The following is a 22,650-nucleotide window of genomic DNA, read 5'->3' as shown; positions in this document are numbered from 1 at the left end:
CTGCCCGGGGTTCACGAGCCGTAGGTGTCGCGGAGGACGCGCTTGAGGATCTTGCCGTTGGAGTTCTTCGGCAGCTCGTCCACCGCCTCCCAGACCTTCGGCGCCTTGTAGCCGGCGAGGCGGGCGCGGACGGCGCTCTCCAGCGCGCCGAAGTCGAGGGCGCGGCCGGGGCGCGGGACGACGAACGCGGCGACCGCCTCGCCCCACCGCTCGTCGGGGACGCCGACGACGGCGACCTCGGCGACGCCGTCGCAGCCGGCGAGGACGCCCTCGACCTCGCGCGGGTAGATGTTCGCCGCCCCGGAGATGATCAGGTCCTTCTTCCGGTCGACGATGGTGATGAAGCCCTCCTCGTCCCGGACGGCGACGTCGCCGGACGTCAGGTAGCCGTCGGGCCTGATCGCGGCGGCGGTGGCCTCGGGGTCGTCCAGGTAGCCGACCATGCTGAACGGCGAGTACCCGAACAGCTCGCCGGGCTCCCCCGGCCCGACCTCCCGGCCGTCCTCGTCGAGGAGCTTCACGTCGGTCATCCACCACGGGTGCCCGACCGATCCGGCCTTGCGGAGCGCGTCGGCGGGACGCAGGTCCGTCACGACGCCCGCCTCGGTGGACCCGTACAGCTCGTGCACGCCGACGTGCGGGAACGTCTCGACGACCCACTCCTTCAGCGGGACGGGCAGCGCGGCGGCGTTGAAGTACAGCGTCTCCAGGCTCGACAGGTCCCACTTGCGCGGCGACTGCTCCATGGCCTGCCGCAGCGTCAGCGCGTGCGTCGGCACCAGGAAGATCGTCTGCAGCCGGTCGCGCTCGATCATGTCGAGCAGCCGCTCCGGGTCCCAGCGGGGCAGCATGGACGTCTGCCCGCCCATGAACGGGCCCGCGTAGGCGAAGCAGAACCCCGCGCCGAGCGCCATCGGGGCGACCGCGGCGGTGCGCTTGCCGGGGCCGAGGCCGTAGTCGACCGCGCAGCCGAACATGGTCAGCACCCGGGACCGGTGGGTGAGCAGCGCGCCCTTCGGCTGCCCCGTGGTGCCGGAGGTGTACTGCACGCAGAACGGGTCCGTCTCGGCGACCTGGACGCGCGGGTCGACGGCCCGCGCCCCGGCGAGGGCCGTCCCGTAGGGGCGGCCCCAGTCCCCGGAGCCGACGGCGAGCGCCAGCGGCAGGTCCTCGACCATGTCGGGGACGTTCGCCTCGAACGCGGCATCGGCCACCAGGCCGGACGCGCCGGACCGGGTGATCAGCGCGCCGTGCTCGGCGGCGGTGCCGCGCGGGTTGAGCGGGACCATCGCGACGCCCGCCTTCGCGGCGCCCGCCGCGACCTCCACGTACTCCAGCTGGTTCCCGAGCAGGACGGCGACGCGGTCGCCGGCGGTGAGGCCGGCGTCCACGAGCAGGCCCGCGACGCGGTTGCTGCGGTCGTCGAGCTCCGCGAAGGTGAGCCGCCGGTCCCCGTCGACCAGCGCGGTGGCGCCCGGTGTGCTGCGCGCGAACTCGCGGATCCCACTGGCGATGTTCATCTGTGCCATGGCTGCCCGCCTCTTTCTCAGGCTCTCGTCAGATCTGCTTCTCTAACTGGTGCTGTCGGCCCGGGCGGCCCGGTCGCCGGTGGCCAGGGTGCGGCGGGCCAGCCGGATGACGGCCGCGTCGATCAGCCGTCCCTCGGCGTCCAGCGCGACGCCGGATCCGGCCGACTCGAACCGCGCCAGGACGTCCTCGGCCCGCGCCACGTCCCGCGCGGACGGCGTGAACGCCGCGTGGACGACCGGGATCTGCGCCGGGTGGATGCAGGCCCGCCCGACGAAGCCCTGCCGCCGGACCCGGTCGGTGGACTCCGCGAGCGCCTCCGGATCGGCGGTGACCGGCGACACCGGCCCGACCGGCGGACGGATGCCGGCGGCGGCGCTGGCCAGGACGGTCATGCTCCGCGCGAACGCCAGTTCCGCCTCGTCCGGTCCGGGGTCGAGGCCGGTGTCGGCGGCGAGGTCGACCTCGCCCATCTGGAGCCTGTGGACCCGGGGCGCGCGGGCGATGCCGCGCACGTCCAGGATCGCCCCCGCGGTCTCCAGCAGCGGCATGAGCAGGGTCGCCACGTCGCCGAGGTCGGCCAGCAGACCGGCGACCGCCGCGACGTGCCCGGCGTCCTCGGTCTTGGCGAGGACGAGCCCGGTCAGCGCGGTCAGCCCGGCGAGGGCCCGGACGTCCTCGTCCCGCGCCGCGTCGCCGTTGACCCGCACCCACAGCTCGGCGCCGCCGGTGTCCGGGCCGGAGCCCAGCCAGGCGGCGACCGCGCGGCGGGCCGCGTCCTTGCCGTCCGGCGGGACCGCGTCCTCCAGGTCCACGATCAGCGCGTCCGCGCCGCGCGTCAGCGCCTTGCCGAGCTTCGCGGGCGCGTTGCCCGGGACGTAGAGGTAGCTGCGCGGCAGCCTCTCCGGAGCGATCACCGCACGACCGTCTCGCCGCGCAGCAGCGACTTGGCCACGACCGTCCGCAGGACGTCGTTGGTGCCCTCGCCGATGCTCATCAGGATCGCGTCGCGGTAGAGCCGCTCGACCTCGTACTCGGTGGAGTAGCCGTAGCCGCCGTGGATCTTCATCGCGTCGATCGCGGCCTGCAGCGCGACCTCCGAGCAGAAGATCTTCGCCATCCCGGTCTGGCCGTCGGCCCGGCCGCGCCGGACCGCGTCGGCGGCGAAGTAGGCCATCAGCCGCGCCGCCTGCAGCTGCGTGGCGACGGTGGCGAGCTGGAGCTGGACGGCCTGGAAGTCGCCGATCGGCTGCCCGAACGCCTTCCGCTGCCCGGCGTAGGCGAGCGCCTCGTCGTGGGCGCGCTGGGCGATGCCGACCGACCGGGCGGCGATGTTGACCCGCCCCCATTCCAGCGCGGACAGCGCGTGCTGCAAGCCCTTGCCCTCGACGCCGCCGAGCAGGTTCTCCCTCGGCACCCGCACGTTGTCGAGGACGATCTCGCAGGACTCGGTGCCCTTGTAGCCGAGCTTGGGGATGTCCTTGGTGATCTCGTAGCCGTCCGAGCCGGCGTCCACGAGCAGGATGCTCATGCCCTTGTGCGCCGGGGACGCCGACGGGTCGGTCTTCACCAGCACCGGCAGCGGGTCGGCGTGCCGGGCGTTGGTGATCCACATCTTGGTGCCGTTGACGACGTAGTGGTCGCCGTCCAGGCGGGCCGTGGTGCGGATGCCCTGCAGGTCGGTGCCCGCGTCCGGTTCGGTGAGGCCGATGCCGGTGCGGCGGGCGCCGGACGCGAGGTCGGGCAGGTACGCGCGCTTCTGCTCCTCGGTGCCGCGCATGGCGATCATGCGGCAGGCGAGCGAGTGGCTGCCGAGGATGCCCGCGATGCCCATCCAGCCGCGCGCGATCTCCTCGAAGACCAGCGCGAACGAGACCGGGTCCAGGTCGAGGCCCCCGTACTCCTCGGGAACGGTGATGCCGAACAGCCCCATGTCCCGCATCCCCTGGACGATCTCGGTGGGGTAGCGGCCGGAGTGCTCCCAGTCCCGCGCGACCGGAATGATCTCCCGGTCGACGAAGTCGCGCAGCACGGCGCGGAACTCGCGCTGGTCCTCATTGAGCTGGAAATCCACTTAGCTGCCTTTCTCGGTCTCGTGGGGCGGCGGCGCGTCCGGGACGAACACGTCCGGGACGAACACGGGCAGGGCGCGCCCGTCGGCGAGGCCGGCCCAGGCGACCCGGACCGGGTCGTCGATGCGCCAGTCGTCCGGCTCCCGCTCCTGGAGGCGGGTGAGGAGGACGACCCCCTCCGCCAGGCGGACGCGGGCGATGACGTAGGGGACGGCGAGGTCCGGGCGCGGGGCGCGGTGCACGACCGTGAAGGAGTCCACGACGCCCCGGCCCTGCGACGTGGACCACCCCGGTTCGTCCGATCCGCAGTGGACGCAGAGCGCGCGCGGCGGATGCTGCACCCGCGTGCACTCCGGGCAGGTCTGGAGCACGAGCCGGTGCTCGCGGGTGGCCTCCCACCAAGGGGCCGTGATCTCGTCCGCCGGCGGGACGTCGGGTGCGAAGCCGGTCATGCGTCCACCCCCAGGACGACGGTCGCGTGCGTCGACAGGATTCCGCCCGTGCCGTGCGCGACCGCGAGCCGCGCGCCGGGGACCTGCCGGGCGCCGGCGTCGCCGCGCAACTGCGCGACCGCCTCGATCAGCAGGAGGATCCCGAACTGGCCGGGATGGCAGTAGGACAGGCCGCCGCCCGAGGTGTTGAGCGGGACGTCCCCGCCGGGCCTGATCCGGCCCCCGGCGATCCAGTCGAGGGCCTCGCCGCGCCCGCAGAAGCCGAGCGCCTCCAGCGTCAGCGCGACCGTGATCGTGAACGAGTCGTAGACCTGGACGACGTCGATGTCGGCCGGCGCCACCCCGGCCCGCGCGAACGCCTCCTCGGCGGCCCCGGCCGCGCCGGTGACGGTCAGGTCGGGGACGGCGGTCATCGAGGTGTTGGTCGTCCGCTCCCCGTACCCGAGCACCTCGACGGGCGCGCGCCGCAGGTCGCGGGCCCGTTCGAGGGACGTCAGGACGACCGCTCCGCCGCCGTCGGTGACCAGGCAGCAGTCCAGCGCGGTCAGCGGGCTGGAGATCATCGCGGAGCCGAGCACGTCGGCCGCGGTGAGCGGCCCCTTCCCGTGGCGGAACGCGGCGGGGTTCAGCAGGGCCCACTCCCGTGCCGCGACCGCGATCTCGGCGAGCTGCTCGCGCGTCTTGCCGTAGGCGTGCAGGTACCGCTGCGCGGCCATCGCGTAGTACGACAGCGGGTACAGCGGCCCGTACGGGGTCTCGAACTGGGCCTCGGGCGTGTGGTCCTCGACCACGCCGCCGAGCGAGCGGGACCGCGCCGACCGCTGGTTCGACGCGAAGCTGATCACGACGGTCTCGGCCTGCCCCGCCCGGATCGCCTGCGTCGCGCGGGCGACGAACATCTCGAACGCCGAGCCGCCCGCGTACGTCGAGTCCGTCCAGCGCGGCCGGATGCCGAAGTAGTCGGCGAGCTGCGTCGCCGAGAACCGGGACACCCCGGTCGTGGCGATGCCGTCGACGTCGCGGAGGGCGAGGCCCGCGTCGTCCAGCGCCCGCTTGACCGCCTGCGCCTGGAGGCCCAGGATCGACCGGTTCGTCACGCCGAGGTCGCACTCGGCGGCGCCGGCGATCGCGACGCCCGTGCTCATCGCGGGACCTCCCCGCCGCGCGGCCGGGCGCCGGGCCCGTCGGCGGTGCCGAGCAGGACGCGGGCGCGGGCCGGCGCGACGGCGACGCGGTCGGTCCCGCCGTCGCCGCCGACCACGATCACCCGCAGGTCGAGGTCGAGGAAACCGTCGCCGGCCTCGGTGACCGTCCCCTCGCAGCGGACGGTCTCGTCCGCGAACACCAGCGCCTTGAAGCTGAACTCCAGTTCGCGGACGAAGCAGTACGGGCCGAGCCAGTCCTGGATCTGCTCGACGAGCAGCGCGCCGAAGACCTGCCCGTCCACGACCGCGCCGGGCAGCTTGGACGCCTTCACGAACTCGGTGTCGTAGTGCAGCCGGTACCAGTCCCAGGTGGCCCCGGCGTAGGCGATCATGTCGGGGAGCCCGATCCGGCGCTCCAGCGGCGGCACGGCGTCCCCGGGCCGGTGGGATGCCTGCACGGCGGTCATGCCCGCGCCTCCAGCGATACGAAAATGATGGTCTCCTCGTTCTCCGCGAGCGGCTCGCCGTCCTGCCGCGTGTAGACCGCGCGCGACGTGACGATCAGCATCTCCGCGCCGGCCCGGTTGGTCTTGGCGGTGATGTCCGCGATCTCCCAGGTGGCGGTGACGACGTCGGACGGCAGGACGCGGCGGTGGAAGACGTACCGGTTGCCGCCGCGCACCTTGCGGGTGCCGGGGATCTCGATGCCCCAGTTGTGGCCCGCGTCGCCGTCCGGCCCGATCGGCAGGTTCGCGTACTGGTTGGTCTCGCAGATCAGGGTCGGCGGCGCGGTCACGTCGGCCAGCCCGTGCGCCCGCGCGTACGCGGGGTCGGAGTACAGCGGGTTGTGGTCGCCGATCGCGAGGCCGAAGTACCGGCCGGCGGCGGCGCCCATCGGCTCGGGCGCGGTGTAGGTCTTCGTCCGGCCGACGAGCGCGCGGATCTCGTCCGTGAGCAGCGTCATCGGGCGTCCTTCCCCTGCGGGTACAGCGCCGTCGGGAACACTTCGAGCAGGAACTCGGGCCGCAGCAGCGCCTTGCAGATCGCGCCGGTCGAGGCGGGCCAGGGCGGGGACAGCAGCCGCTCCCGGACGGGCGCGACCGCGCGGTAGTCGCGCAGCGCCGACTCGACGCAGAACTCGATGGTCGACAGCAGGTCCGCCGGGCCGAGCCCCGCGTACTCCAGCAGGTGCAGGATCGACCCGTACGTGGCCTCGGCCTGCGCCCCGATGTCGCCGGGATGCAGCGCCTCCTGCGTCTCCATGTCGAGCGCGGCGAACCCCGACATGAACAGCGTCCGGCCCGCCCGCACGCCCGGCACGTAAGTCAGCGTGTCGTACCGGGACCAGCCGGGGTTGACCAGTTCGAGGGGATGCCGGGACGCGGTGACGTCGATCGCGACGAGCGCCTCGGGGTGGTGCAGCCGGCTCATCAGGATGCCGCCCGCCCCCGGATACACGCCCGCGCCGCCGAGCCGCTCCTTCCGGATGCGGTGGGTCTTGCGGTAGACGTCCCGGCTGGCGGGCGTCGAGTAGTCGTAGGTCGTCACCGCGTTGTCGAGCGACAGGCCCGCCTTGCGGAGCAGGGCGTCCGCCCGGTCGAGGCAGTAGGCGTACTGGCCGGCGAAGTCGCCGGGGCCGACGATGTCGCCCGACTCGTCCACCGGCACGATCGTCGGCAGGTGCACGGTGCCGTCGTAGCCCTCGCGGACGGGCGAGGGAGCCCACGTCCCGGCATCGCGCCGCTCGCTCGCGGCCAGCAGCTCGGCGCCGCCGCCCCGGACGGCGTGCATCTCGATCTCCAGCAGCGCGGCGGAGCGGACGAGGCGCTCCACGACGACCGTCGTCACCGTGGGCTCGTGCGCGCCGAAGACCTCCGTGCGGACCGCGGCGGCGGCCTCATAGTCGGCGAGCCCGGCGACCGTGACGTTCTCCGTGACGTGCACGACGTCGTCCGGCCCGTACCCGGCGGCCTCGATGATCGTCATGACCTTGCGGTAGGCGGTGCGCGCCTGCTCGGCCATCGTCCCGGCGACGGTCATCTTCCCGATCGACGGGTCGTGCGCGGCGGAGGTGTGCCCGGACGACCACGCGCCGCCGTCCTCGGACAGGCCGAGGCAGAACGTGAACCCCTCGTAGGGGAACCACGGGAACTCGGCGGGCTTGATCGCTTGCAGTGTCATCCGTTCTCCTGCTGGGTGAGCTGGGCGAGCGCGGCGGCGGCCCGCATGACGGCGGCGGCGTCCGGCCGGTCGCCGAGCGTCTCGACGGTGCGGGCGAACTCCTCGGCGTCCGCCGCCGGGACGCCGGCGTTGCCGGTGAACTTGGCGAGCAGCGACGCCCGGCTGAGCGGAAAGTCGCCGCCGCCCTCGCTGCGGGGCACCGAGCCGGTCACTTCACGGCCGTCGGTGAGCGTGATCGTGACGTGGCCGGGCGCGTCGGCGGCGGCGCCGGGACCGCCGGCGACGTCCCAGCGGACGCGGGCGGACAACCGGGTCACCTCGGGCCGGGCGATCGAGTCCGCCGCGAACGTGTCCAGGGTCAGGCCGCCGTCGGTGATCAGTGCCGCGACCGTCCAGGGCAGCGAGAACTTCGCCGCGTACGGGCTCGCGGGACGGGTCAGGTCGCGGGAGGTGTCGCAGACGACGGGCGCCGAGTCCGGGTGGACCCGGGCGTGGACGCCCGCGACCTCGTCCGGGCCGAACCGCTCGCGCGCCATCGCGTCGAGGACGGCGCCGATCGTGGCGTGCGAGAGCTGGCACGCCGCGTACGGCTTGATCCCGATGCGGGTGGTCTCCCACCGCTCACCGAGCCCGTCCACGATGGACGCGGGGTCGGCCTCGTGCGCGGAGAGGGCGTCGAACACGCCGTGCGGGCCGTCGAAGACGGTCTCCGGCCCGGTCGCGCCCGCCGCCGCCAGCCGCGCGGCGATGATCCCGGACTGGGAGGCGAACCCCGGGTGCAGCTGCTTGGTGGACGCCCCGGTGCCGAGGAACGCGAGCAGGCCGCCCGCCTGGCTGCCCGCGATCCCGAGCGCGGCGGTCGCCCGCTCGGCGTCCAGGCCGAGGAGCCGGGCGGCGACCAGCGCGGAGGAGAAGACCCCGGCGACCATCGTCGCGTGCAGGCCGCGCGCGTGGAACCCGTGCGGCGCGGCGGCGGCGACCCGGCAGGCCGTCTCGTACCCGGCGACCGCCGCGGTGAGGACGTCCCGCCCGGACGCGCCGGTCTGCTGACCGACGGCGAACGCGGCGGGCAGCACGACCGCGGTCGCGTGCACCAGCCCGCCGGCGTGCGTGTCGTCGAAGTCGAGCGCGTGCACCAGGGTGCCGTTGGCGAGCGCGGCGGCGGGCGCGGACAGCAGGTCGCCGGTGCCGAGCACCGCCGCCTCGGGCGGGCCGCCGAGCCCGCGCGCCACCTCGGCGGCGGGCCCGGCCGCGCCCGTGCGCAGGGCGGCGAGCGCGGTGCCGAACCCGTCGAGCAGGTGCCGGGTCGCGGCGGCGGCGACCGGCTCGGGCACCCGGTCCAGGGCGAGCGCCCAGGCGGCCAGCTCCCGTGCGGTCATCGCGACGCCGCCTCCGCCTCACCGGCCGCGGGCGCGGCCTCCGGGGCGGGCGTCTCGGGGCCGAACGCGCCGCCGGCCCGCAGCTCCGCCACCGCGGCGTCGTCGTACCCGGCGATCTCGCGGACGACCAGGTCGAAGTCCTCGTTGCGGAACGGCGCCCGGCGGTACTCCGGAGGCTCGCTCCCCACCCGCACGGGCGAGGCGAGCTGCTCGACCGTCCCGAAGCGCGGGTGCTCGGTCGTCACCCGCAGCCCGCGCGCCATGGTGTGCTCCTCCCGCATGGCCTGCTCGACGTTGTTGATCGGGCCGCACGGGATGGACGCCGCGTACAGGTCGGCCAGCCACTCGTCCACGGTCCGCCGCCGGAAGATGTCCTCCAGCAGGGGCAGGAGCGTGTCCTTGTTGCGCGCCCGGTCGGCGAACGAGCCGTAGCCGGACGCGGGCTCGGCCCACTCGGGCCGGCCGACGACGGAGGCGAGCCGCGCCCAGAACTTCTCCTTCGCGCAGCCGACGATGAACCAGCCGTCGCTCGCCTGGAACGCCTGGAACGGCACCAGCGACGGGTGCGCCGAATGGCGGGTGCGGGCCGGCTCGAACCCGGCGTTCAGGTGCCAGGTCGCCGGGTAGGTCAGCAGCCCGATCGCGGTGTCGTACAGGCTGACGTCGCAGTCCATGCCGACGCCGTCGCGGCGCGCCGCGTGCAGCCCGGCCAGCAGCGAGATCGCGGCGACGAACCCGCCGGAGTAGTCGACGAGCGACAGCCCCGACTTGGTGGGCGGGCCGTCCGGCTCGCCGGTCAGGTCCATCCACCCGGCGAGGCCCTGCAGGACGTAGTCGTAGCCCGGCTCGTGGCTGCGCGGCCCGGTCATGCCGAACCCGGTGAGCGAGCAGCAGACGATCGCCGGGTTCAGGTGCTTGAGGTCGTCGTAGGTGATGCCGATCTTCTTCGGGACGTCGCCGCGCAGGTTGGAGTAGACGACGTCGGACACCTTCACCAGGTCCTCGAACACCCGGCGGCCGGCGTCCGTGGACAGGTCGAGGGACAGGCTCCGCTTGTTGCGGTTGAACGTCTCGAAGAACAGCGAGTCCTCGCCCTCCCCGTACGGGGGGACGTAGCGGCCGACGTCGCCGCCCGACCGCGGTTCCTCGATCTTGATGACCTCGGCGCCCAGGTCGGCGAGGTGCATGCTGCCGAACGGTCCCGCGCCGTACTGCTCGACGGCGATGATGCGGACGTCTTCCAGGGGTTTCACGAGGCGCCTCCGGTGAGGTCGGGCAGCAGTGCGAGGAGTTCGTCCTGGGCCGCGCGGGTCTCGGCGGCGGTGAGGCCGTGGGTGGGCGGGCTGAGCTTCACCGAGTCGGCGAGGCCCGCGTAGCCGGCGATCCGGGCGGCGACCTCGTCGCGCCCGCCGGCCATCGTGAGGGCGTCGACCATCTCGGTGGAGACCGCTTCGGCGAGGTGCTCGGCACCCGTGCCGTTCCGGAACGCCTCGACGACCCTCCGCTGCTGGTCGGCCAGCCCGTGGAAGGCGAAGAAGTCGGCGTAGGTCCGGACGCTGGCGTAGAAGCCGACGAGCCCGGACACGCGGCGCAGCGCGGTCGCGCGGTCGTCGGAGACCGAGCAGCAGGCGGACACGACGACGTCGACGTCCGCGCGCCCCTTGCCCTCGGCGCGGGAGATCCCCGTCTCCAGTTCGGGCATGACGCGCTCGGCCAGGTAGCGCGGGGAGCACAGCTCGTGGCTGATCCAGCCGTCGCCGATCGTCCCGGCGAGGCGGGTCATGGCCGGGCCCATCGCGGCGAGGTACACGGGGATGCGGGCGCGCCGGACGCCGAACGGCCGCTGGTAGCCGCGGATCCGCATCGGCTCCTCCTCGCCCGGCAGGTCGATCGGCTCGCCGGTCGTGCAGGACTCCCAGAACCGGCGGACGTTGCGGACGGTCTCCCGCATGTGCGCGACGGGCCGCCCGAACGGGACGTTGTGCCAGTCCTCGTTGAGCCGCTGGACGCCCGTGCCGAGGCCGAGCACGAATCGGCCGCCGGACAGCTCGTCCAGGTCCAGGGCCTCCAGCGCGGTGGTCATGGGGCTGCGGGTGAACGCGAGCGCGATGCCGGTGCCGACCCGGGCGCGCCGGGTCGCGGCGGCGACCGCGGCGGCGGCGACGGTCGCGCTGCGGTGCAGCTCCGGCACCCAGACGGCCTCGGCGCCCGCGTCCTCGGCGCGGCGGGCGGCGTCCGCCAGCTCGGCCAGGGTCTCGCCCCAGGGAGCGAAGGTGATCCTCATGCGCGCCCGGCCTCGGCGTCCAGGGCCAGCGGCGTCTTCGGCTCCGGGAACAGGTCGTTCAGCGGCTCGGCGCCGCGCTTGTAGACGTAGAACGCGCGGCGGAACGTGCAGACCTCGTCGCCGTCCTGGTTGAGGGTGTGCGTGCGGATCGTGACGATGCCGGCGTGCGGGCGCTTCGACGACTCGCGCTTGTCGAGCACGAGCGACTCGCTGAACAGCGTGTCCCCGGCGAAGACGGGGTGCGGGAGCCTGATGTCCTCCCAGCCGAGGTTGGCGAACGCGTTCTGGGTGGTGTCGATGACGCTCTGCCCGACCGCGATCGCCACGGTCAGCGTGGACACGACCAGCGGCCTTCCGAACTCCGATTTCGCGGCGTACTCGCCGTTGAAGTGCATCTGGTTCGTGTTCATCGTCAGGAGCGTGAACCAGGTGTTGTCGCTCTCGGTCACCGTGCGCCCGAGGGGGTGCCGGTAGACGTCGCCCACCCGGAAGTCCTCGTAGAACCGCCCCGTCCACCCGTCCTTGAGCGTCATGACCGTCCTCTCACGTGCACTGATTCGTTAAAGTCAGACATATAGATACTAGGACACCGGCCCGGCGCTTGTCCAAGCCTCTGTCCCCCTTTCGCCAGGACAACGGAAAGTTGACGGGTGGGCAGGCGCTGCGCATACTCGGCGATGGCAATACATCAGATATATCGAGGGAAGGCGGGCGTCCGGTGCCGTCGTTGGAGACCATGACCCTGCGGCTGACGGGCCGGGTGGCGCGCGCCGCCTTCACCCGCCCCGAGTCGCTGAACAGCCTGACCTGGCGGGCGCTCGACGACCTCGAGGCCGTCATCGGCGCGGTGGAGGCCGACCCGGAGGTCCGCGTCCTGGTCATCGGCGGGACGGGCCGGGCGTTCAGCGTGGGCCTCGACCTGGCCGTGCTGGACGAGGCGTTCGCCGACGCGGCCGTGTGGGAGCGGCTCGCGCGCCGGCTCGCGGCGCTCACCCTGCGGCTGGAGCGGCTGCCGGTGCCGGTGGTCGCCGAGGTCAACGGGCTGGCCCGGGCCGGCGGGTTCGAGCTGCTGCTCGCCTGCGACCTCGTGCTGATGGCGGAGTCGGCGCGGATCGCCGACGCGCACGCCGAGTTCGGCGTCGTCCCGGCGGGCGGCTCGACGGCGCGGCTGCCCCGGATCGTGGGCCGCCAGCGGGCCAGGGAGATCTTCCTCACCGGGCGGTGGATCACGGCCGCCGAGGCGGTCGGCCTCGGCATCGCGCTCGAGGCCGTCCCCGACGCGGAGCTCACCGCCGCGGTGGACGGGCTGGCCGCCCGGCTCAGCCGCCAGTCGCGCGCCTGCATGGGCACGATGAAGCGGCAGCTCGCCGCGGCCGAGGGGCTGCCCGTCGCGCAGGCCGTCGGCCCGGAGATCGAGGAGTTCGTCGCCTACGTCACGCCGCCCGGCTCCGACGGCCAGGAGGGGTTCCGCGCCTACCGCGAGAACCGCGCGCCCTCCTGGGCCTGACGGCCGCCGCCCAGGCCGCACCGTCCAGCCGCCCGGCCAGGGCCGCCTGGCTCAGGCGGCCGGCGGGTCAGGCTTCGCGGTAGGCGCCGCGGATGTGCCGGAGGTGGTCGCGCATGGCGGCGCTGGCGGCCTCCCCGTCGCCCGCCTCCAGCAGCTCGATGATGTGCTCGTGCTGGTCGTCGACCTGCGTCCAGAACTCGGCGGGCGAGTCGGTGTTCAGGAACCGCGTCCGCAGGACGTGGAAGACCGGCTGCGTCATCATCGTGAGCAGCCCGTTGCCGGTCGCCTCCATGATGATCCCGTGAAAGTGCCGGTGCTCCTGGAACTTCCCGCTCCGGCCGCGGCTGCGCTTCTCGCGCTCCGTCACGGCGCGCAGCGCGTCGAGGTGCCGCTGCTCGCGCCGCTCCGCCGCGACGGCGGTGGCCGGCACCTCCAGCATCTCGCGGGCTTCGAGGATGGCCTGCAGGGGCAGGGCGTCCGAGCCCGACATCAGCCCGATCCCGGCCTCCAGGAAGTCGCTGATCTGGTCGGGCTCGATGTGCGAGACGAACGTGCCGCCGGTGGTGCCGCGCACCGTCTTGACCAGGCCCTGCGAGGCCAGCACGCGCAGCGCCTCGCGGACCGTGCTGCGGCTCACCCCGAAGTTGCCGCCGATCTCGCCCTCCGGCGGGAGGCGGTCGCCCGGCGCGAGCGACCCGTCCAGGATCAGCTCCCGCAGCTGGTCGGCGACCTGCTGGTAGGCCGGGCGCAGCCGGCTCACCGGCAGCGCGGTCGCCGTCCCCGCGCCGGAGCGGCCGGAACTGTTGCCTTTGGTGCTGGGCACGTCGCTGTCCCCCTGGTCGGGCCTTCGTGGTGCTGATTCGTTGAGTCGGGAACTCCGGGACACCGGGACTCACAGCATGGCGAGCATACATCAGACATCGTACTCACCCTGTCTGCGCGGGGGACACATACATCCGACCCGGCCCGGAACCGTTCCCATGACGACGATGACGACGGCGGGCTCGTTGCCCGGCGCGCCATCCGCTACGCTGAGTAGGTCATTGCGTAATACATCAGACATTAGTTTCGGCGAGTGAGGCGGGTCAGTGTTCGACGGCATCGACATCGTGGTCCTTCCGGTGGCCGACACCGCGCCTCTGCACGACCTCTACGCGGACGCGATGGGCTTCGAGGTCGTCGAGGCGGGGCCCGTCCGCGACCCTGGCCTCTGGGCGCGCCTGTGGGGCCTGCCGCTTCCCCCCGCCGACTCGGTGCTGCTGGGCAAGCCCGGCAGCAAGGGCGGCTGGATCCGGCTCGTCGGCGTGCCCGGCCTGCCCCCTCCGGACGCGGCCGGCGCGCCCGACCGTCCCGGCGCCTACGCGCTCGACTTCTACCTGCGCGATCCCGCCGCCACGGAGGACGTCCTCGGGCGGCGGGGCTGGACGTTCGTCAGCGATCCCGTCGACTACCTCCTCCCGGGGACCGGGCATCCGGTCAGGGAGCGCATGCTCGACCAGACCCGCTCGGGGCTGCGGCACGCCTTCGTCCAGTACCGGGAGGGCCGGACGCGGTGCGTGCTCGGTGACCGCCCCGACCTCGGCGTCAGCGAGGTCAACGCCGTCGTGTTCGCCACCGGCGACCTCCCCGGCGCGCGGACGTTCGTGACGGACGTGCTCGGCGGCCATGTCTACTTCTCCGGCCGCTTCGAGGGCCCCGCGATCGAGCGGCTGCTCGCGCTCGCCCCCGGCGCGGGGTTCGATGCCGTCATCGCGCGCGGCCCGGCGTCCCGCAACGCCCGGCTGGAGTTCCTCCGGCACATCGCGCCCGCCGTCCCGAGGCCGCCGCACGCCCACCCGAGGGCCGTCGCGGGCTGCGCGATGGACGATCTCGAAGCCCTCGCCGCCCGTCTCGGCACCGGCGAGCACGGCCCGTCCACGGGCATCGTCGAGACGCCGGACGGCCCGCAGCTGGGGCTGCGCTCCCGCTACGGCGCCTGCTTCCACTTCTGGCAGCGGTGAGAACCGGCGGCTAGCGCTCATGGCACGCGAAGGTGGTCATGGCGCTGATCAGGGCGTCGTCCCGGCCGGGCGCGGCGACCCACTGCAGGCCGATCGGAAGCCCGCCACCGCCGGCCCCGAGCGGCTGGGTGCCGCAGGGCAGCGCGGCCAGGTTCGCGAGGACGGTGTACCGCATATGCGCCTCCGCCAGCGGCACCTCCGCATCGCCGACCGGGATCGTCCCGCCGGCGGCGGCGTCCGCGCGGGGCGCGACGCACGGCATCGTCGGCATCGCGAGCAGGTCGACGCCGGACAGGACCGACAGCGCCTCGCCGCGCAGCACCTGCCGCACCCGCTGCGCCCGCACGTACGCACCGGCCGGGAGCTCGTCGGCGAGGTCGAGCATGGCGCGCACGTCGGCGCCGAACAGCTCGTCGCCGCCCGGCCCGCGCCGCTCGCGGTGGTAGTCGAGGCACTCCGCGAGGATGATCGTCATCCCCGCGGCGACGGCGGCCCAGCCGTGCGGGATCTCCACGTCCACGATCTCGCCGCCGAGGTCGCGGACGGCGGCGAAGGCCCGCTCGACCGCCGCGCCGACGGCGGGATCGATGGGGTCGTCCAGCACGCCCCTCGGCACGCCGACGCGGAGGCCCGCGAACCCGTCCGGACGTGCCACGCCGCCCGCCGGGGCGATGGTCCCGAGGGCCGACGCGAAGCCCGCGAGGTCGCCGGCGGTCGCGGCGATCAGCCCGATCCGGTCCAGCGACCAGGCGAGCGGCAGGACGCCGTCGCCGGGCAGCCGTCCGGGCGAGGGGACGTAGCCGGCCGTCCCGCAGTAGGCGGACGGGATCCGCACCGATCCGCCGGTGTCGCTGCCGAGCGCGAGCGGCACGTGCCCGGCGGCGACGGCCGCCGCCGAGCCGCCGGACGAGCCGCCCGGGATCCGCGCGGTGTCGCGGGGGTTGCGGGTCGGCGGCGTGGTGCCGCCGAACGCGTACTCGTGCGTGGTGGTCTTGCCGACGACCACGGCCCCGGCCTCCCGGAGCCGCCGCACGCAGCCCGCGTCGGCCGCGGGGACGCGCGCCCGGCCCGGCCCGGACAGGTGCCGCGAACCGCCGCCGGTCGGCAGCCCGGCCACGTCGATGAGGTCCTTCACCCCGACCGGGACGCCGCGCAGCGGGCCGTTCCCCGGCTGGCTGCGGGCGCCGTCCGCCTGGGCGCGGGCGCCTTCCGCGTCCACCAGCGCCCACGCCCGGATCTCGCCGTCGGTGGCGGCGATCCGCTCCAGGGCCTGCTCGACGAGCCCGACCGGGACGGGCGCCTCCCCGGTCGGGACGGGCAGCGCGGTCCCGGCCGGCGGGTCGGCCTGGAAGAGCGCGCCGGGCAGGCCCGCCTCGTCCAGCGGGATCCGGTAGAGGCGCGCCAGGTCCGCGCGCAGCCGCGCACCCGGGCTCATCACGCCCCCAGATAGGCCGAGCGGACGACGTCGTCGCCGGTCAGCTCCTCGATGCTGCCCTCGACCACGACCGCCCCCTGCCGCAGCAGGTAGCCCCGGTCGGCCAGCTCGAAGGCCAGCGGCGCGTTCTGCTCGATGAGCAGGATCGACAGCCCGCCCTCGCGCAGCGCGGCGAGCGCGTCGAACACCTCCCCGGTGATCTTCGGGGACAGGCCCATGGACGGCTCGTCCAGGATGAGGATCTCCGGCTCGGCCATCAGCGCGCGGCCCACCGCCACCATCTGCTGCTCCCCGCCGGACATCGTCGAGGTCTGCTGCCCGGCCCGCTTGCGCAGTACCGGGAACAGGTCCATGACCTTCTCCAGCCGCTCCTCGACGGCCGCCTTCGGCACCTTCCCGTGGTAGCAGCCGAGTTCCAGGTTCGTCCGGACGGTCTGCTCCACGAACAGGTGCCGGCCCTCCAGCACGCTGCCGATGCCGCGCGCGACCGCCTCGTGCGGACGCCTGGACAGCGGCTCGCCGTCGACCAGGAGCGTGCCCTCGGCCGGCCGGTAGAGGCCGCCCGCGATTCGGGCGAGGGTCGTCTTGCCGGCGCCGTTCGGGCCGATGACGCAGACGGCCTCGCCTCGGTCCACCCGCAGGTCCACACCCCGCAGCGCGCTGATCGCCCCGTACCGGTAGACGATGCCGCGCGCTTCGAGCAGCGGCCTCTCCGCGTTCCGCGCCTGCGCCATCAGTCCTCCTCGCCCGTGGTCACGGGGGCCTCGACGTCCGAGGCCCGGTGGTGCCGTCCGCCCAGGTACGCCTCCAGGACGGCCGGGTCCGCGGTGACCTCCGCGGGGGTGCCGCGTGCGATCACCCGGCCGAAGTCGAGCACCGTGCAGTTCTCGCAGACCGCGTGCACGAGGTCCATGTGGTGCTCGACGAGGATGACCGTGACGCCCGCGTCGCGCATCTCGCGGAGCATGTCCGCGAGGTCGTGGCGCTCCTGCGGGCTGAGGCCGGCGGCGGGCTCGTCCAGCAGGACGACCGCCGGGTCGGCCACCAGCACCCGGGCGAGTTCGACGCGCCGCTGCAGCCCGTACGACAGGGCCGCGGCCGGCTCGTCCGCGAGGCCGTCCAGCGACAGCCGGGCCAGGACGTCCTCGACCCGCTCCCTCGCCTGCCCCGGGCCGGTCGTCGTCCGCGCCGCGATCACCAGGTTCTGCCGGACCGTCATGCTGGAGAACAGCCGGACGGTCTGGAACGTCCGCACCAGCCGCGCCTTCGCCACCAGCCGGTGGCTCGGCCAGCGGGTCACGTCCTCGCCGCCGATGACCACCGACCCGCCGGACGGGCGCTGGAGCCCGCTCAGGATGTTCAGCAGCGTCGTCTTCCCGGCGCCGTTCGGGCCGATGATCCCGTGGATCTCGCCCTTGGCGACCGCGAAGCTCACGTCCGCGACCGCGGTCAGCCCGCCGAAGCGGCGGGTGATCCCGCGCGCCTCCGCCGTCCCCGGTGTCCTCACTTCGGCACCTCCGTGACCACCGCGCCCGCCCCCGGCGCGCGCCGCCGCATCCGGGCCGCCAGCGCGCGGCCCACCCTGCCGAGGCCCGCGAGCCCGTCCGGCAGCACGGCCATGAACACGATGACGATGACGCCGAGCACGGTCAGCGCCCACGAGCCCCGGCCGGGCACCACCGAGATCAGCCAGGTGAGCAGGGCCGCGCCGCACACCGCGCCGTAGATGCTGCCGAGCCCGCCCAGGATCACCATGACGAACAGCTGGATCGAGATCGCCGCCGAGAACAGCGACGGGTCGATGGCCGTCTGCAGCGGCGCGTTGACGCCGCCCGCGAGCGCGCCGATCCCCGCGGAGACCGCGAACACCTGCACCTTCCGCGCGGTGATGTTCACCCCGACCGAGCGCGCGGCGACCTCGTCGTCGCGGATCGCCGCCAGCTCCCGGCCCATCCGGGCCGTCAGCAGCCACCGCGACCCGAGCAGCACCAGGATCAGCAGGCCCGCGACGAGGAGGTACTGGTCGCGCGGGTCCAGGAACCGGTACCCGAAGATCTCCGGGAACGGGATCGGCGCGTACCCGTTCACGCCGCCGAGCGGGCCCGGCAGCATGAGGAACGCGTGGATGCCGGTGCCGACCGCGAGGGTCGCCATCGCGAGGTAGTGGCCGCGCAGCCGCAGCGCGATGTAGCCGACCAGCACCCCGACGACCAGCGCCATCACGACGCCGAGGACGAGGGCGGGCAGGAAGGCCATCTCCCGGTCGCGCATCAGGTACGCCGTCCCGTACGCGCCGATGGCCATGAACCCGGCCTGGCCGAGCGCGAGTTGCCCCGCGCCGCCGATGGTCAGCGTCAGTCCGACCGCCGCGATGGCCGCGACCCCGATGTTCACGCCGAGGGCGAGGTCGGTCGCGCCGGGGTTGGTGAACGCGAACCCGACCAGGACCACGGCGGTCACGAGGGTCGGGCCGAAGTGCCGCCCGGCCCGGAGGGCGAGGGCTCCGCCTCTGCCCCGGGCTCCGCTGCTGCCTCTGGCTCTGTCAGGCAAGGCGCTGCCTCCTCAGGCCGAACAGGCCGTTCGGCATCACTAGCAGGATGATGATGAGGGCGATCAGCACGATCGGCTCGACGATGTTGTTCGCCAGCACCAGGGCCAGCTCGCTCTCGATGACGCCGAGCAGCACCGCGCCGGCGAGGACGCCCCGGGTGCTGCTCAGGCCGCCGAGCACCGCGCCGGTGAAGCCCTTCAGCGTGAGCGCCGTGCCGAGCGCCCCGCCGGCGAGGGTGATCGGGGCGATCAGGACGCCGGCGAGCGCGGACAGCCCGAACGCCAGCGCGAACGCGATCGCGCGCATCCGCGAGACGTTGATGCCGACGGCGGTGGCGGCGAGCGGGTCGGTGGCCGCGGCGACCATGCCGCGGCCGGTCCGGGACCGGTCGAGCAGGAGCGCGAGCCCGATCCCGACGGCGACGACCACCGCCCAGATCAGCAGGTCCTGGTAGCCGATCCGCACGCCGCCGAGCTCGACCGCGCCGCCGTGCACGGGCGGGAACGGCTTGCCGTCCGGGCCCCAGATGATCTGGCTCCCGTTGGCGAACACCAGCGTGATGCCGACGGTGGCCGCGATCGCGGCGATGGGGCCGTTGCCCTGCGTCGGCAGGATCACGATCGCGTCGTAGGCGACGCCGAGCACGATCCCGATGGCCAGCACGATCAGCGCGACGAGCAGGATCGTGGACAGTCCCTGCCGGACCAGGGTCAGCCCGATCAGGCCGCCGATGATCACCTTGTCGCCCTGGGCGAAGTCGATGACCCCCGTCATCTTGAAGACGAGGTGGAAGCCCAGGGCGACGAGCGCGTAGATGGCGCCGAGCGTGAGCCCGGAGACGAGAAGGTCGATGAAGCGCACGGGCGGGTTCCTTTGACCGGACGGCGGCCGGGCCGGTGCCGGCCCGCCGCCGTCGTCTGCTGCTTGCGGGGGTCAGCCCTCGTCGGGGGCCGCGTACTCGCCGTTCTTGAAGCCGACCGGCTTGAAGGCGTCGGCGTTCGGGCCGCCGTGGTAGGAGTCGGTGTAGGCGAGCGTGCCGATGATGCTCTCGAAGTTCAGCGCCTGGATCGCCTTGGACAGCTCCTCGCCCTTGTAGGCGCCCGCCTTCTCGATGCCCGCGGCGACCATCTTCACCGCCACGTAGGCGTACGCGCTCAGCACGGAGGCGCCCTCGTTGAACTTGGCCTCGTAGGCCTCGAGGAACTTCTTGGTCTCCGGGTCGGGCGACCCGTAGTTGACCGGCGTCAGCGACACGACCCGGTCGGCGGCGTCGCCGGCGGTCTTCGGGATGGTCGGGGTCGAGTAGGCCAGGTCGCCGATGATCTGGCCCTTGTAGCCCGTCGCGACCATGGCCTTGAGCAGCAGGGCGTCGCTGTTGCCGCCGCCGCCGTACAGGAAGACGGCGTCGGGGTTGCGGGCGGCGGCCTTGCTCGCCTGCGCGGTGAAGTCGAACTTGCCGCCGTCGAAGCCCTCGGAGTTGACGATGTCGATCCCGGCCGCCTTGGCGGCGCTGGAGATGTCCTTGTTGCCCTCCTGGCCGTACGGGGTGTTGCCCCAGATGATCGCCGCGGACTTGAAGCCCCGGGCCTTGGCGTAGTTGACCATGGCCTGCGAGTTGGCCTTGCCCGGCAGCGGCACGCCGAAGACGTTCTTCTTGCCGTTGGCGATGTGCGGCTGCGCGACCAGCAGGACCTGGGTGACGCCGTACTGCTCGGCGAGCGGGGCCGACGCCATGGCGTTCGCCGTGATGCCGGGGCCGATCACGACCGGCACCTTGGTGTCGGTGGCGAGCTTCTTGAACCCGGCGGTGGTCAGGTTCACCGAGCCCTGGTCGTCCACGGTCTCCAGCTTGAGCTTGCGGCCCTTGACGCCGCCGGCCGCGTTGATCTCCGCGACGGCCAGCTCCATGCCGCGGGACTCCTGCTGCCCGACCGCGCCGACGGCGCCGGTCATCGAGTTCAGGACGCCGATCGTGTAGGTGTCGCCACTCGAAGCGTCAGACGTATCCGACCCAGATGACCCGCAGGCCGTCGCCGTCAAGGTCAAGGCGGCGAGTGCCGCGATGACCGCGTGGCCGCGTTTGGCTGCTCTCATGGTGTCTCCTCAGTGATCGCCGTGGTCAGGCGATGCAAGGCCACCCCCTCAGGGACAGGAGGTGAATACATCAGAGTTTGCAGTACGAGGTCGGTCCGAGACAACCCCTGGAGGCCGGTGTTCGTACTGGTAGGTCGGATTCAAGCCGGGTCGGACGGGGCTCGTCCCCACCGCCGCCCTCGGCTAGTGTAGGAATACATCAGTCTTTTACATCAGTCATTGACATCCAGGTAACACGGGAGGCCGGTGTGCGTCCGACACCCTCGGCGGCGGAGCTGGACGAGCTGCGCGAGACCGTCCTGCGGATCTGCCGCGAGTACGGGCACGAGTACTACGTCCGCGCGTCCGACACCGGCGACAACGCGCGCGAGCTGTGGCGCGCGCTCGGCGGGATCGGCGCGCTCGGCGCCGGCGTCTCCGCGGAGCACGGCGGCGCCGGCGCGGGCGTCGAGGCGCTCGCCGCGGTCGCCGAGTCGATCGCCGAGGCGGGCGTGCCGCTCATGCTCATCGCGCTGTCGCCCGCCGTCTGCGCGACCATGATCGACGGATTCGGCTCGCCCGCCCAGAAGGCCGCGTGGCTGCCGGGCCTCGCGGACGGCTCCCGGGTGCTCGGCTTCGCCATCACCGAGCCCGACGCCGGCTCCAACACCCACAACATCCGCATGCGCGCCCGCCGCGACGGCGGCGGCTGGGTGCTGTCCGGCCAGAAGTACTACGTCTCGCACGTCGACAACGCCGACGCGCTCCTCACCGTCGCCCGCGTCGAGGACGAGCTCAAGGTCTTCCTCGTCCCTACCGACGCGGACGGCCTGACCGCGAGCCCCATCGAGGTCGAGATCCTCTCCCCCGAGCGGCAGTACAGCGTCTTCTACGACGACGTCCGGGTGGACGACTCCGCGCTGGTCGGGCCGGACGCCGGCATGGCCGTCCTGTACGCGGGCCTCAACCCCGAGCGCATCGTCAGCGCCGCCCTCCTGAACGGCATCGCCCGCTACGCGCTCGACATCGCCGTGGCCTACGCGCGCGAACGCACCGTCTGGGACGTCCCCATCGGCGCGCACCAGGCGGTCTCCCACCCGCTGGCCCGCGCCGAGACGGCCCTGACCGCGTCGCGCCTGCTGACCGCGTCCGCCGCCCGCGCCTTCGACCGCGGCGAACCCGGCGGCGTGGAGGCGGCCATGGCCAAGTACACCGCCTCCGAGGCCGCCTCCGCCGCGCTCGACGCCGCCATGCAGACCCTCGGCGGCAACGGCATGTCCCGCGAGTACGGGCTGGCGACGCTGCACGGGCTGGTCCGCCTCTTCCGGATCGCCCCGGTCAGCTCGGAGATGCTGCTGAACCACATCGCGCACAAGCGGCTGTCGCTGCCGAGGTCGTACTGATGCGCGTCCGGCGCGAGGGCGCGCTGGTCAGGGCGACGCTGTCGCGTCCTCCGGTGAACGCCCTGGACTCGGCGGCCTACCGGTGGCTCGCCGAGACGTGCGGGGCCATGCGCCCGGACGAGTGCCTGCTGCTCGACGCCACCGGCCACGTCTTCAGCGCCGGCCACGACCGCGGCGAGCCGGCCGCGGGCGACGCCCTCACCGCCGGCGCCGCCGCTGTGACCGCCGTGCTGCGCTGCCCCGCCCCGGTGGTCGTCGCCGCCCAGGGACCCGCGATCGGCGCGGGCGCCCTCCTCCTCGCCGCCGCCGACGTCCCCGTGATCGCGTCCTCCGCCTGGCTGCGGCTGCCCGAACTCGACATCGGCGTGACGGTCGGCCAGGCCGTCCTCCGCCGCCTCCTCCCGCCCGCCATGGCGAGCCGCGCCTTCCTGACCTCGGAGAAGATCCCCGCCACGAGCATCGGCACCGCCGTCGTCCGCCCACCGGAGGACGTGTCGCGGGTGGCGGCGGAGGCGGCCCGGGCCGTCCTCGGCAAATCCCCCGCCCTGGTCTCCCTCGCCCGCCGGACCTGGGCCGAGCGCGAGCAGGCCGCGGCCGCCTACGAGGCCGAACTGGCCGCCTTCCTGGCCGCCACCTGACAC

Annotated in this window: 23 protein-coding genes; 4 read left to right on the top strand and 19 right to left on the bottom strand. The window is 73.7% G+C overall.

Features of this window, described 5'->3' with window-relative positions; all coding sequences use genetic code 11:
- Positions 1-11: 11 nt before the first annotated feature.
- From ABFX46_RS13595 to ABFX46_RS13540, 12 genes are read right to left on the bottom strand one after another with little or no spacing between them, the layout of a single operon-like run.
- Positions 12-1,529 (bottom strand): class I adenylate-forming enzyme family protein, encoded by a 1,518-nt coding sequence (locus ABFX46_RS13595; RefSeq protein ID WP_346042326.1) that lies wholly within the window; start codon positions 1,527-1,529, stop codon positions 12-14.
- A gap of 42 nt (positions 1,530-1,571) precedes the next feature.
- Complete coding sequence (locus ABFX46_RS13590) at positions 1,572-2,444, bottom strand: HpcH/HpaI aldolase/citrate lyase family protein (protein ID WP_346042324.1); 873 nt, start codon at positions 2,442-2,444, stop codon at positions 1,572-1,574.
- Positions 2,441-3,601 carry an acyl-CoA dehydrogenase family protein gene (locus tag ABFX46_RS13585; RefSeq protein WP_346042323.1) on the bottom strand — a complete coding sequence of 387 codons (1,161 nt, stop codon included), beginning with the start codon at positions 3,599-3,601 and terminating at the stop codon, positions 2,441-2,443. Before ABFX46_RS13585 ends, ABFX46_RS13590 begins: the two co-directional genes overlap by 4 nt.
- A complete protein-coding gene (locus ABFX46_RS13580; protein WP_346042321.1) occupies positions 3,602-4,051 on the bottom strand; it encodes a Zn-ribbon domain-containing OB-fold protein in 450 nt (149 codons plus the stop codon).
- Positions 4,048-5,196, bottom strand: coding sequence for an acetyl-CoA acetyltransferase (locus ABFX46_RS13575; protein WP_346042319.1), 1,149 nt, complete (start codon positions 5,194-5,196; stop codon positions 4,048-4,050). Before ABFX46_RS13575 ends, ABFX46_RS13580 begins: the two co-directional genes overlap by 4 nt.
- Positions 5,193-5,663, bottom strand: a complete 471-nt coding sequence (locus ABFX46_RS13570; RefSeq protein WP_346042318.1) for a MaoC family dehydratase — start codon at positions 5,661-5,663, stop codon at positions 5,193-5,195. The genes ABFX46_RS13575 and ABFX46_RS13570 overlap by 4 nt, the downstream gene beginning before the upstream one ends.
- Positions 5,660-6,160 (bottom strand): FAS1-like dehydratase domain-containing protein, encoded by a 501-nt coding sequence (locus ABFX46_RS13565; protein WP_346042316.1) that lies wholly within the window; start codon positions 6,158-6,160, stop codon positions 5,660-5,662. The genes ABFX46_RS13570 and ABFX46_RS13565 overlap by 4 nt, the downstream gene beginning before the upstream one ends.
- Complete coding sequence (locus ABFX46_RS13560; RefSeq protein ID WP_346042315.1) at positions 6,157-7,377, bottom strand: RidA family protein; 1,221 nt, start codon at positions 7,375-7,377, stop codon at positions 6,157-6,159. The genes ABFX46_RS13565 and ABFX46_RS13560 overlap by 4 nt, the downstream gene beginning before the upstream one ends.
- Entirely contained in the window at positions 7,374-8,756 is a 1,383-nt protein-coding gene (locus ABFX46_RS13555; RefSeq protein ID WP_346042313.1) for an MmgE/PrpD family protein, read from the bottom strand. Before ABFX46_RS13555 ends, ABFX46_RS13560 begins: the two co-directional genes overlap by 4 nt.
- Positions 8,753-10,009 carry a CaiB/BaiF CoA transferase family protein gene (locus ABFX46_RS13550; protein ID WP_346042311.1) on the bottom strand — a complete coding sequence of 419 codons (1,257 nt, stop codon included), beginning with the start codon at positions 10,007-10,009 and terminating at the stop codon, positions 8,753-8,755. The genes ABFX46_RS13555 and ABFX46_RS13550 overlap by 4 nt, the downstream gene beginning before the upstream one ends.
- Positions 10,006-11,040, bottom strand: coding sequence for an LLM class flavin-dependent oxidoreductase (locus ABFX46_RS13545; protein WP_346042310.1), 1,035 nt, complete (start codon positions 11,038-11,040; stop codon positions 10,006-10,008). The genes ABFX46_RS13550 and ABFX46_RS13545 overlap by 4 nt, the downstream gene beginning before the upstream one ends.
- A complete protein-coding gene (locus ABFX46_RS13540; protein WP_346042309.1) occupies positions 11,037-11,573 on the bottom strand; it encodes a MaoC family dehydratase in 537 nt (178 codons plus the stop codon). The genes ABFX46_RS13545 and ABFX46_RS13540 overlap by 4 nt, the downstream gene beginning before the upstream one ends.
- A 203-nt stretch (positions 11,574-11,776) precedes the next feature.
- Here ABFX46_RS13540 and ABFX46_RS13535 point away from each other — a divergent pair, with 203 nt between their 5' ends.
- The gene (locus ABFX46_RS13535; RefSeq protein WP_346042307.1) at positions 11,777-12,547 is read left to right on the top strand and encodes an enoyl-CoA hydratase/isomerase family protein; all 771 of its coding nucleotides are present in this window, start codon (positions 11,777-11,779) and stop codon (positions 12,545-12,547) included.
- 67 nt (positions 12,548-12,614) lie between these two features.
- Here ABFX46_RS13535 and ABFX46_RS13530 read toward each other — a convergent pair whose 3' ends face one another.
- Complete coding sequence (locus ABFX46_RS13530; RefSeq protein WP_346042306.1) at positions 12,615-13,370, bottom strand: FadR/GntR family transcriptional regulator; 756 nt, start codon at positions 13,368-13,370, stop codon at positions 12,615-12,617.
- A 265-nt stretch (positions 13,371-13,635) separates the two neighbouring features.
- On the opposite strand from ABFX46_RS13530, the gene ABFX46_RS13525 reads away from it, so the two are divergent.
- Positions 13,636-14,547, top strand: coding sequence for a hypothetical protein (locus tag ABFX46_RS13525; RefSeq protein ID WP_346042304.1), 912 nt, complete (start codon positions 13,636-13,638; stop codon positions 14,545-14,547).
- Positions 14,548-14,557: 10 nt separating this feature from the next.
- Here the strand turns inward: ABFX46_RS13525 and ABFX46_RS13520 are convergent, their stop codons facing one another.
- From ABFX46_RS13520 to ABFX46_RS13495, 6 genes are all read right to left on the bottom strand, one after another.
- A complete protein-coding gene (locus ABFX46_RS13520; RefSeq protein WP_346042303.1) occupies positions 14,558-15,982 on the bottom strand; it encodes an amidase in 1,425 nt (474 codons plus the stop codon).
- Positions 15,982-16,716: an ABC transporter ATP-binding protein gene (locus ABFX46_RS13515; protein WP_346042301.1), complete on the bottom strand. Its 735-nt coding sequence runs from the start codon at positions 16,714-16,716 to the stop codon at positions 15,982-15,984. Before ABFX46_RS13515 ends, ABFX46_RS13520 begins: the two co-directional genes overlap by 1 nt.
- On the bottom strand, positions 16,716-17,489 hold the full coding sequence (locus ABFX46_RS13510) for an ABC transporter ATP-binding protein (RefSeq protein ID WP_346042300.1): 774 nt from the start codon (positions 17,487-17,489) through the stop codon (positions 16,716-16,718). Before ABFX46_RS13510 ends, ABFX46_RS13515 begins: the two co-directional genes overlap by 1 nt.
- Positions 17,486-18,532 (bottom strand): branched-chain amino acid ABC transporter permease, encoded by a 1,047-nt coding sequence (locus tag ABFX46_RS13505; RefSeq protein ID WP_346042299.1) that lies wholly within the window; start codon positions 18,530-18,532, stop codon positions 17,486-17,488. Before ABFX46_RS13505 ends, ABFX46_RS13510 begins: the two co-directional genes overlap by 4 nt.
- The gene (locus tag ABFX46_RS13500; protein ID WP_346042297.1) at positions 18,525-19,394 is read right to left on the bottom strand and encodes a branched-chain amino acid ABC transporter permease; all 870 of its coding nucleotides are present in this window, start codon (positions 19,392-19,394) and stop codon (positions 18,525-18,527) included. Before ABFX46_RS13500 ends, ABFX46_RS13505 begins: the two co-directional genes overlap by 8 nt.
- Positions 19,395-19,466: 72 nt before the next feature.
- Positions 19,467-20,627 (bottom strand): ABC transporter substrate-binding protein, encoded by a 1,161-nt coding sequence (locus ABFX46_RS13495; RefSeq protein ID WP_346042296.1) that lies wholly within the window; start codon positions 20,625-20,627, stop codon positions 19,467-19,469.
- A gap of 248 nt (positions 20,628-20,875) precedes the next feature.
- Here ABFX46_RS13495 and ABFX46_RS13490 point away from each other — a divergent pair, with 248 nt between their 5' ends.
- Entirely contained in the window at positions 20,876-22,009 is a 1,134-nt protein-coding gene (locus tag ABFX46_RS13490) for an acyl-CoA dehydrogenase family protein (RefSeq protein ID WP_346042294.1), read from the top strand.
- The gene (locus ABFX46_RS13485) at positions 22,009-22,647 is read left to right on the top strand and encodes an enoyl-CoA hydratase/isomerase family protein (protein WP_346042292.1); all 639 of its coding nucleotides are present in this window, start codon (positions 22,009-22,011) and stop codon (positions 22,645-22,647) included. The genes ABFX46_RS13490 and ABFX46_RS13485 overlap by 1 nt, the downstream gene beginning before the upstream one ends.
- Positions 22,648-22,650: the final 3 nt, after the last annotated feature.

Origin of the sequence: Actinomadura chokoriensis, from assembly GCF_039529475.1 — a bacterium.
GTDB lineage: Bacteria > Actinomycetota > Actinomycetes > Streptosporangiales > Streptosporangiaceae > Spirillospora > Spirillospora bangladeshensis.
This window is presented reverse-complemented; position numbering and strand designations above follow the sequence as displayed.

Bases quoted from the DNA above. Each gene is read 5' to 3' on its own strand.
- ABFX46_RS13570 (WP_346042318.1), bottom strand. From the start codon at position 5,663: ATGACCGCCGTGCAGGCATCCCACCGGCCCGGGGACGCCGTGCCGCCG.
- ABFX46_RS13540 (WP_346042309.1), bottom strand. From the start codon at position 11,573: ATGACGCTCAAGGACGGGTGGACGGGGCGGTTCTACGAGGACTTCCGG.
- ABFX46_RS13545 (WP_346042310.1), bottom strand. From the start codon at position 11,040: ATGAGGATCACCTTCGCTCCCTGGGGCGAGACCCTGGCCGAGCTGGCG.
- ABFX46_RS13565 (WP_346042316.1), bottom strand. From the start codon at position 6,160: ATGACGCTGCTCACGGACGAGATCCGCGCGCTCGTCGGCCGGACGAAG.
- ABFX46_RS13535 (WP_346042307.1), top strand. From the start codon at position 11,777: ATGACCCTGCGGCTGACGGGCCGGGTGGCGCGCGCCGCCTTCACCCGC.
- ABFX46_RS13555 (WP_346042313.1), bottom strand. From the start codon at position 8,756: ATGACCGCACGGGAGCTGGCCGCCTGGGCGCTCGCCCTGGACCGGGTG.
- ABFX46_RS13495 (WP_346042296.1), bottom strand. From the start codon at position 20,627: ATGAGAGCAGCCAAACGCGGCCACGCGGTCATCGCGGCACTCGCCGCC.
- ABFX46_RS13580 (WP_346042321.1), bottom strand. From the start codon at position 4,051: ATGACCGGCTTCGCACCCGACGTCCCGCCGGCGGACGAGATCACGGCC.
- ABFX46_RS13575 (WP_346042319.1), bottom strand. From the start codon at position 5,196: ATGAGCACGGGCGTCGCGATCGCCGGCGCCGCCGAGTGCGACCTCGGC.
- ABFX46_RS13515 (WP_346042301.1), bottom strand. From the start codon at position 16,716: ATGGCGCAGGCGCGGAACGCGGAGAGGCCGCTGCTCGAAGCGCGCGGC.
- ABFX46_RS13485 (WP_346042292.1), top strand. From the start codon at position 22,009: ATGCGCGTCCGGCGCGAGGGCGCGCTGGTCAGGGCGACGCTGTCGCGT.
- ABFX46_RS13595 (WP_346042326.1), bottom strand. From the start codon at position 1,529: ATGGCACAGATGAACATCGCCAGTGGGATCCGCGAGTTCGCGCGCAGC.
- ABFX46_RS13520 (WP_346042303.1), bottom strand. From the start codon at position 15,982: ATGAGCCCGGGTGCGCGGCTGCGCGCGGACCTGGCGCGCCTCTACCGG.
- ABFX46_RS13560 (WP_346042315.1), bottom strand. From the start codon at position 7,377: ATGACACTGCAAGCGATCAAGCCCGCCGAGTTCCCGTGGTTCCCCTAC.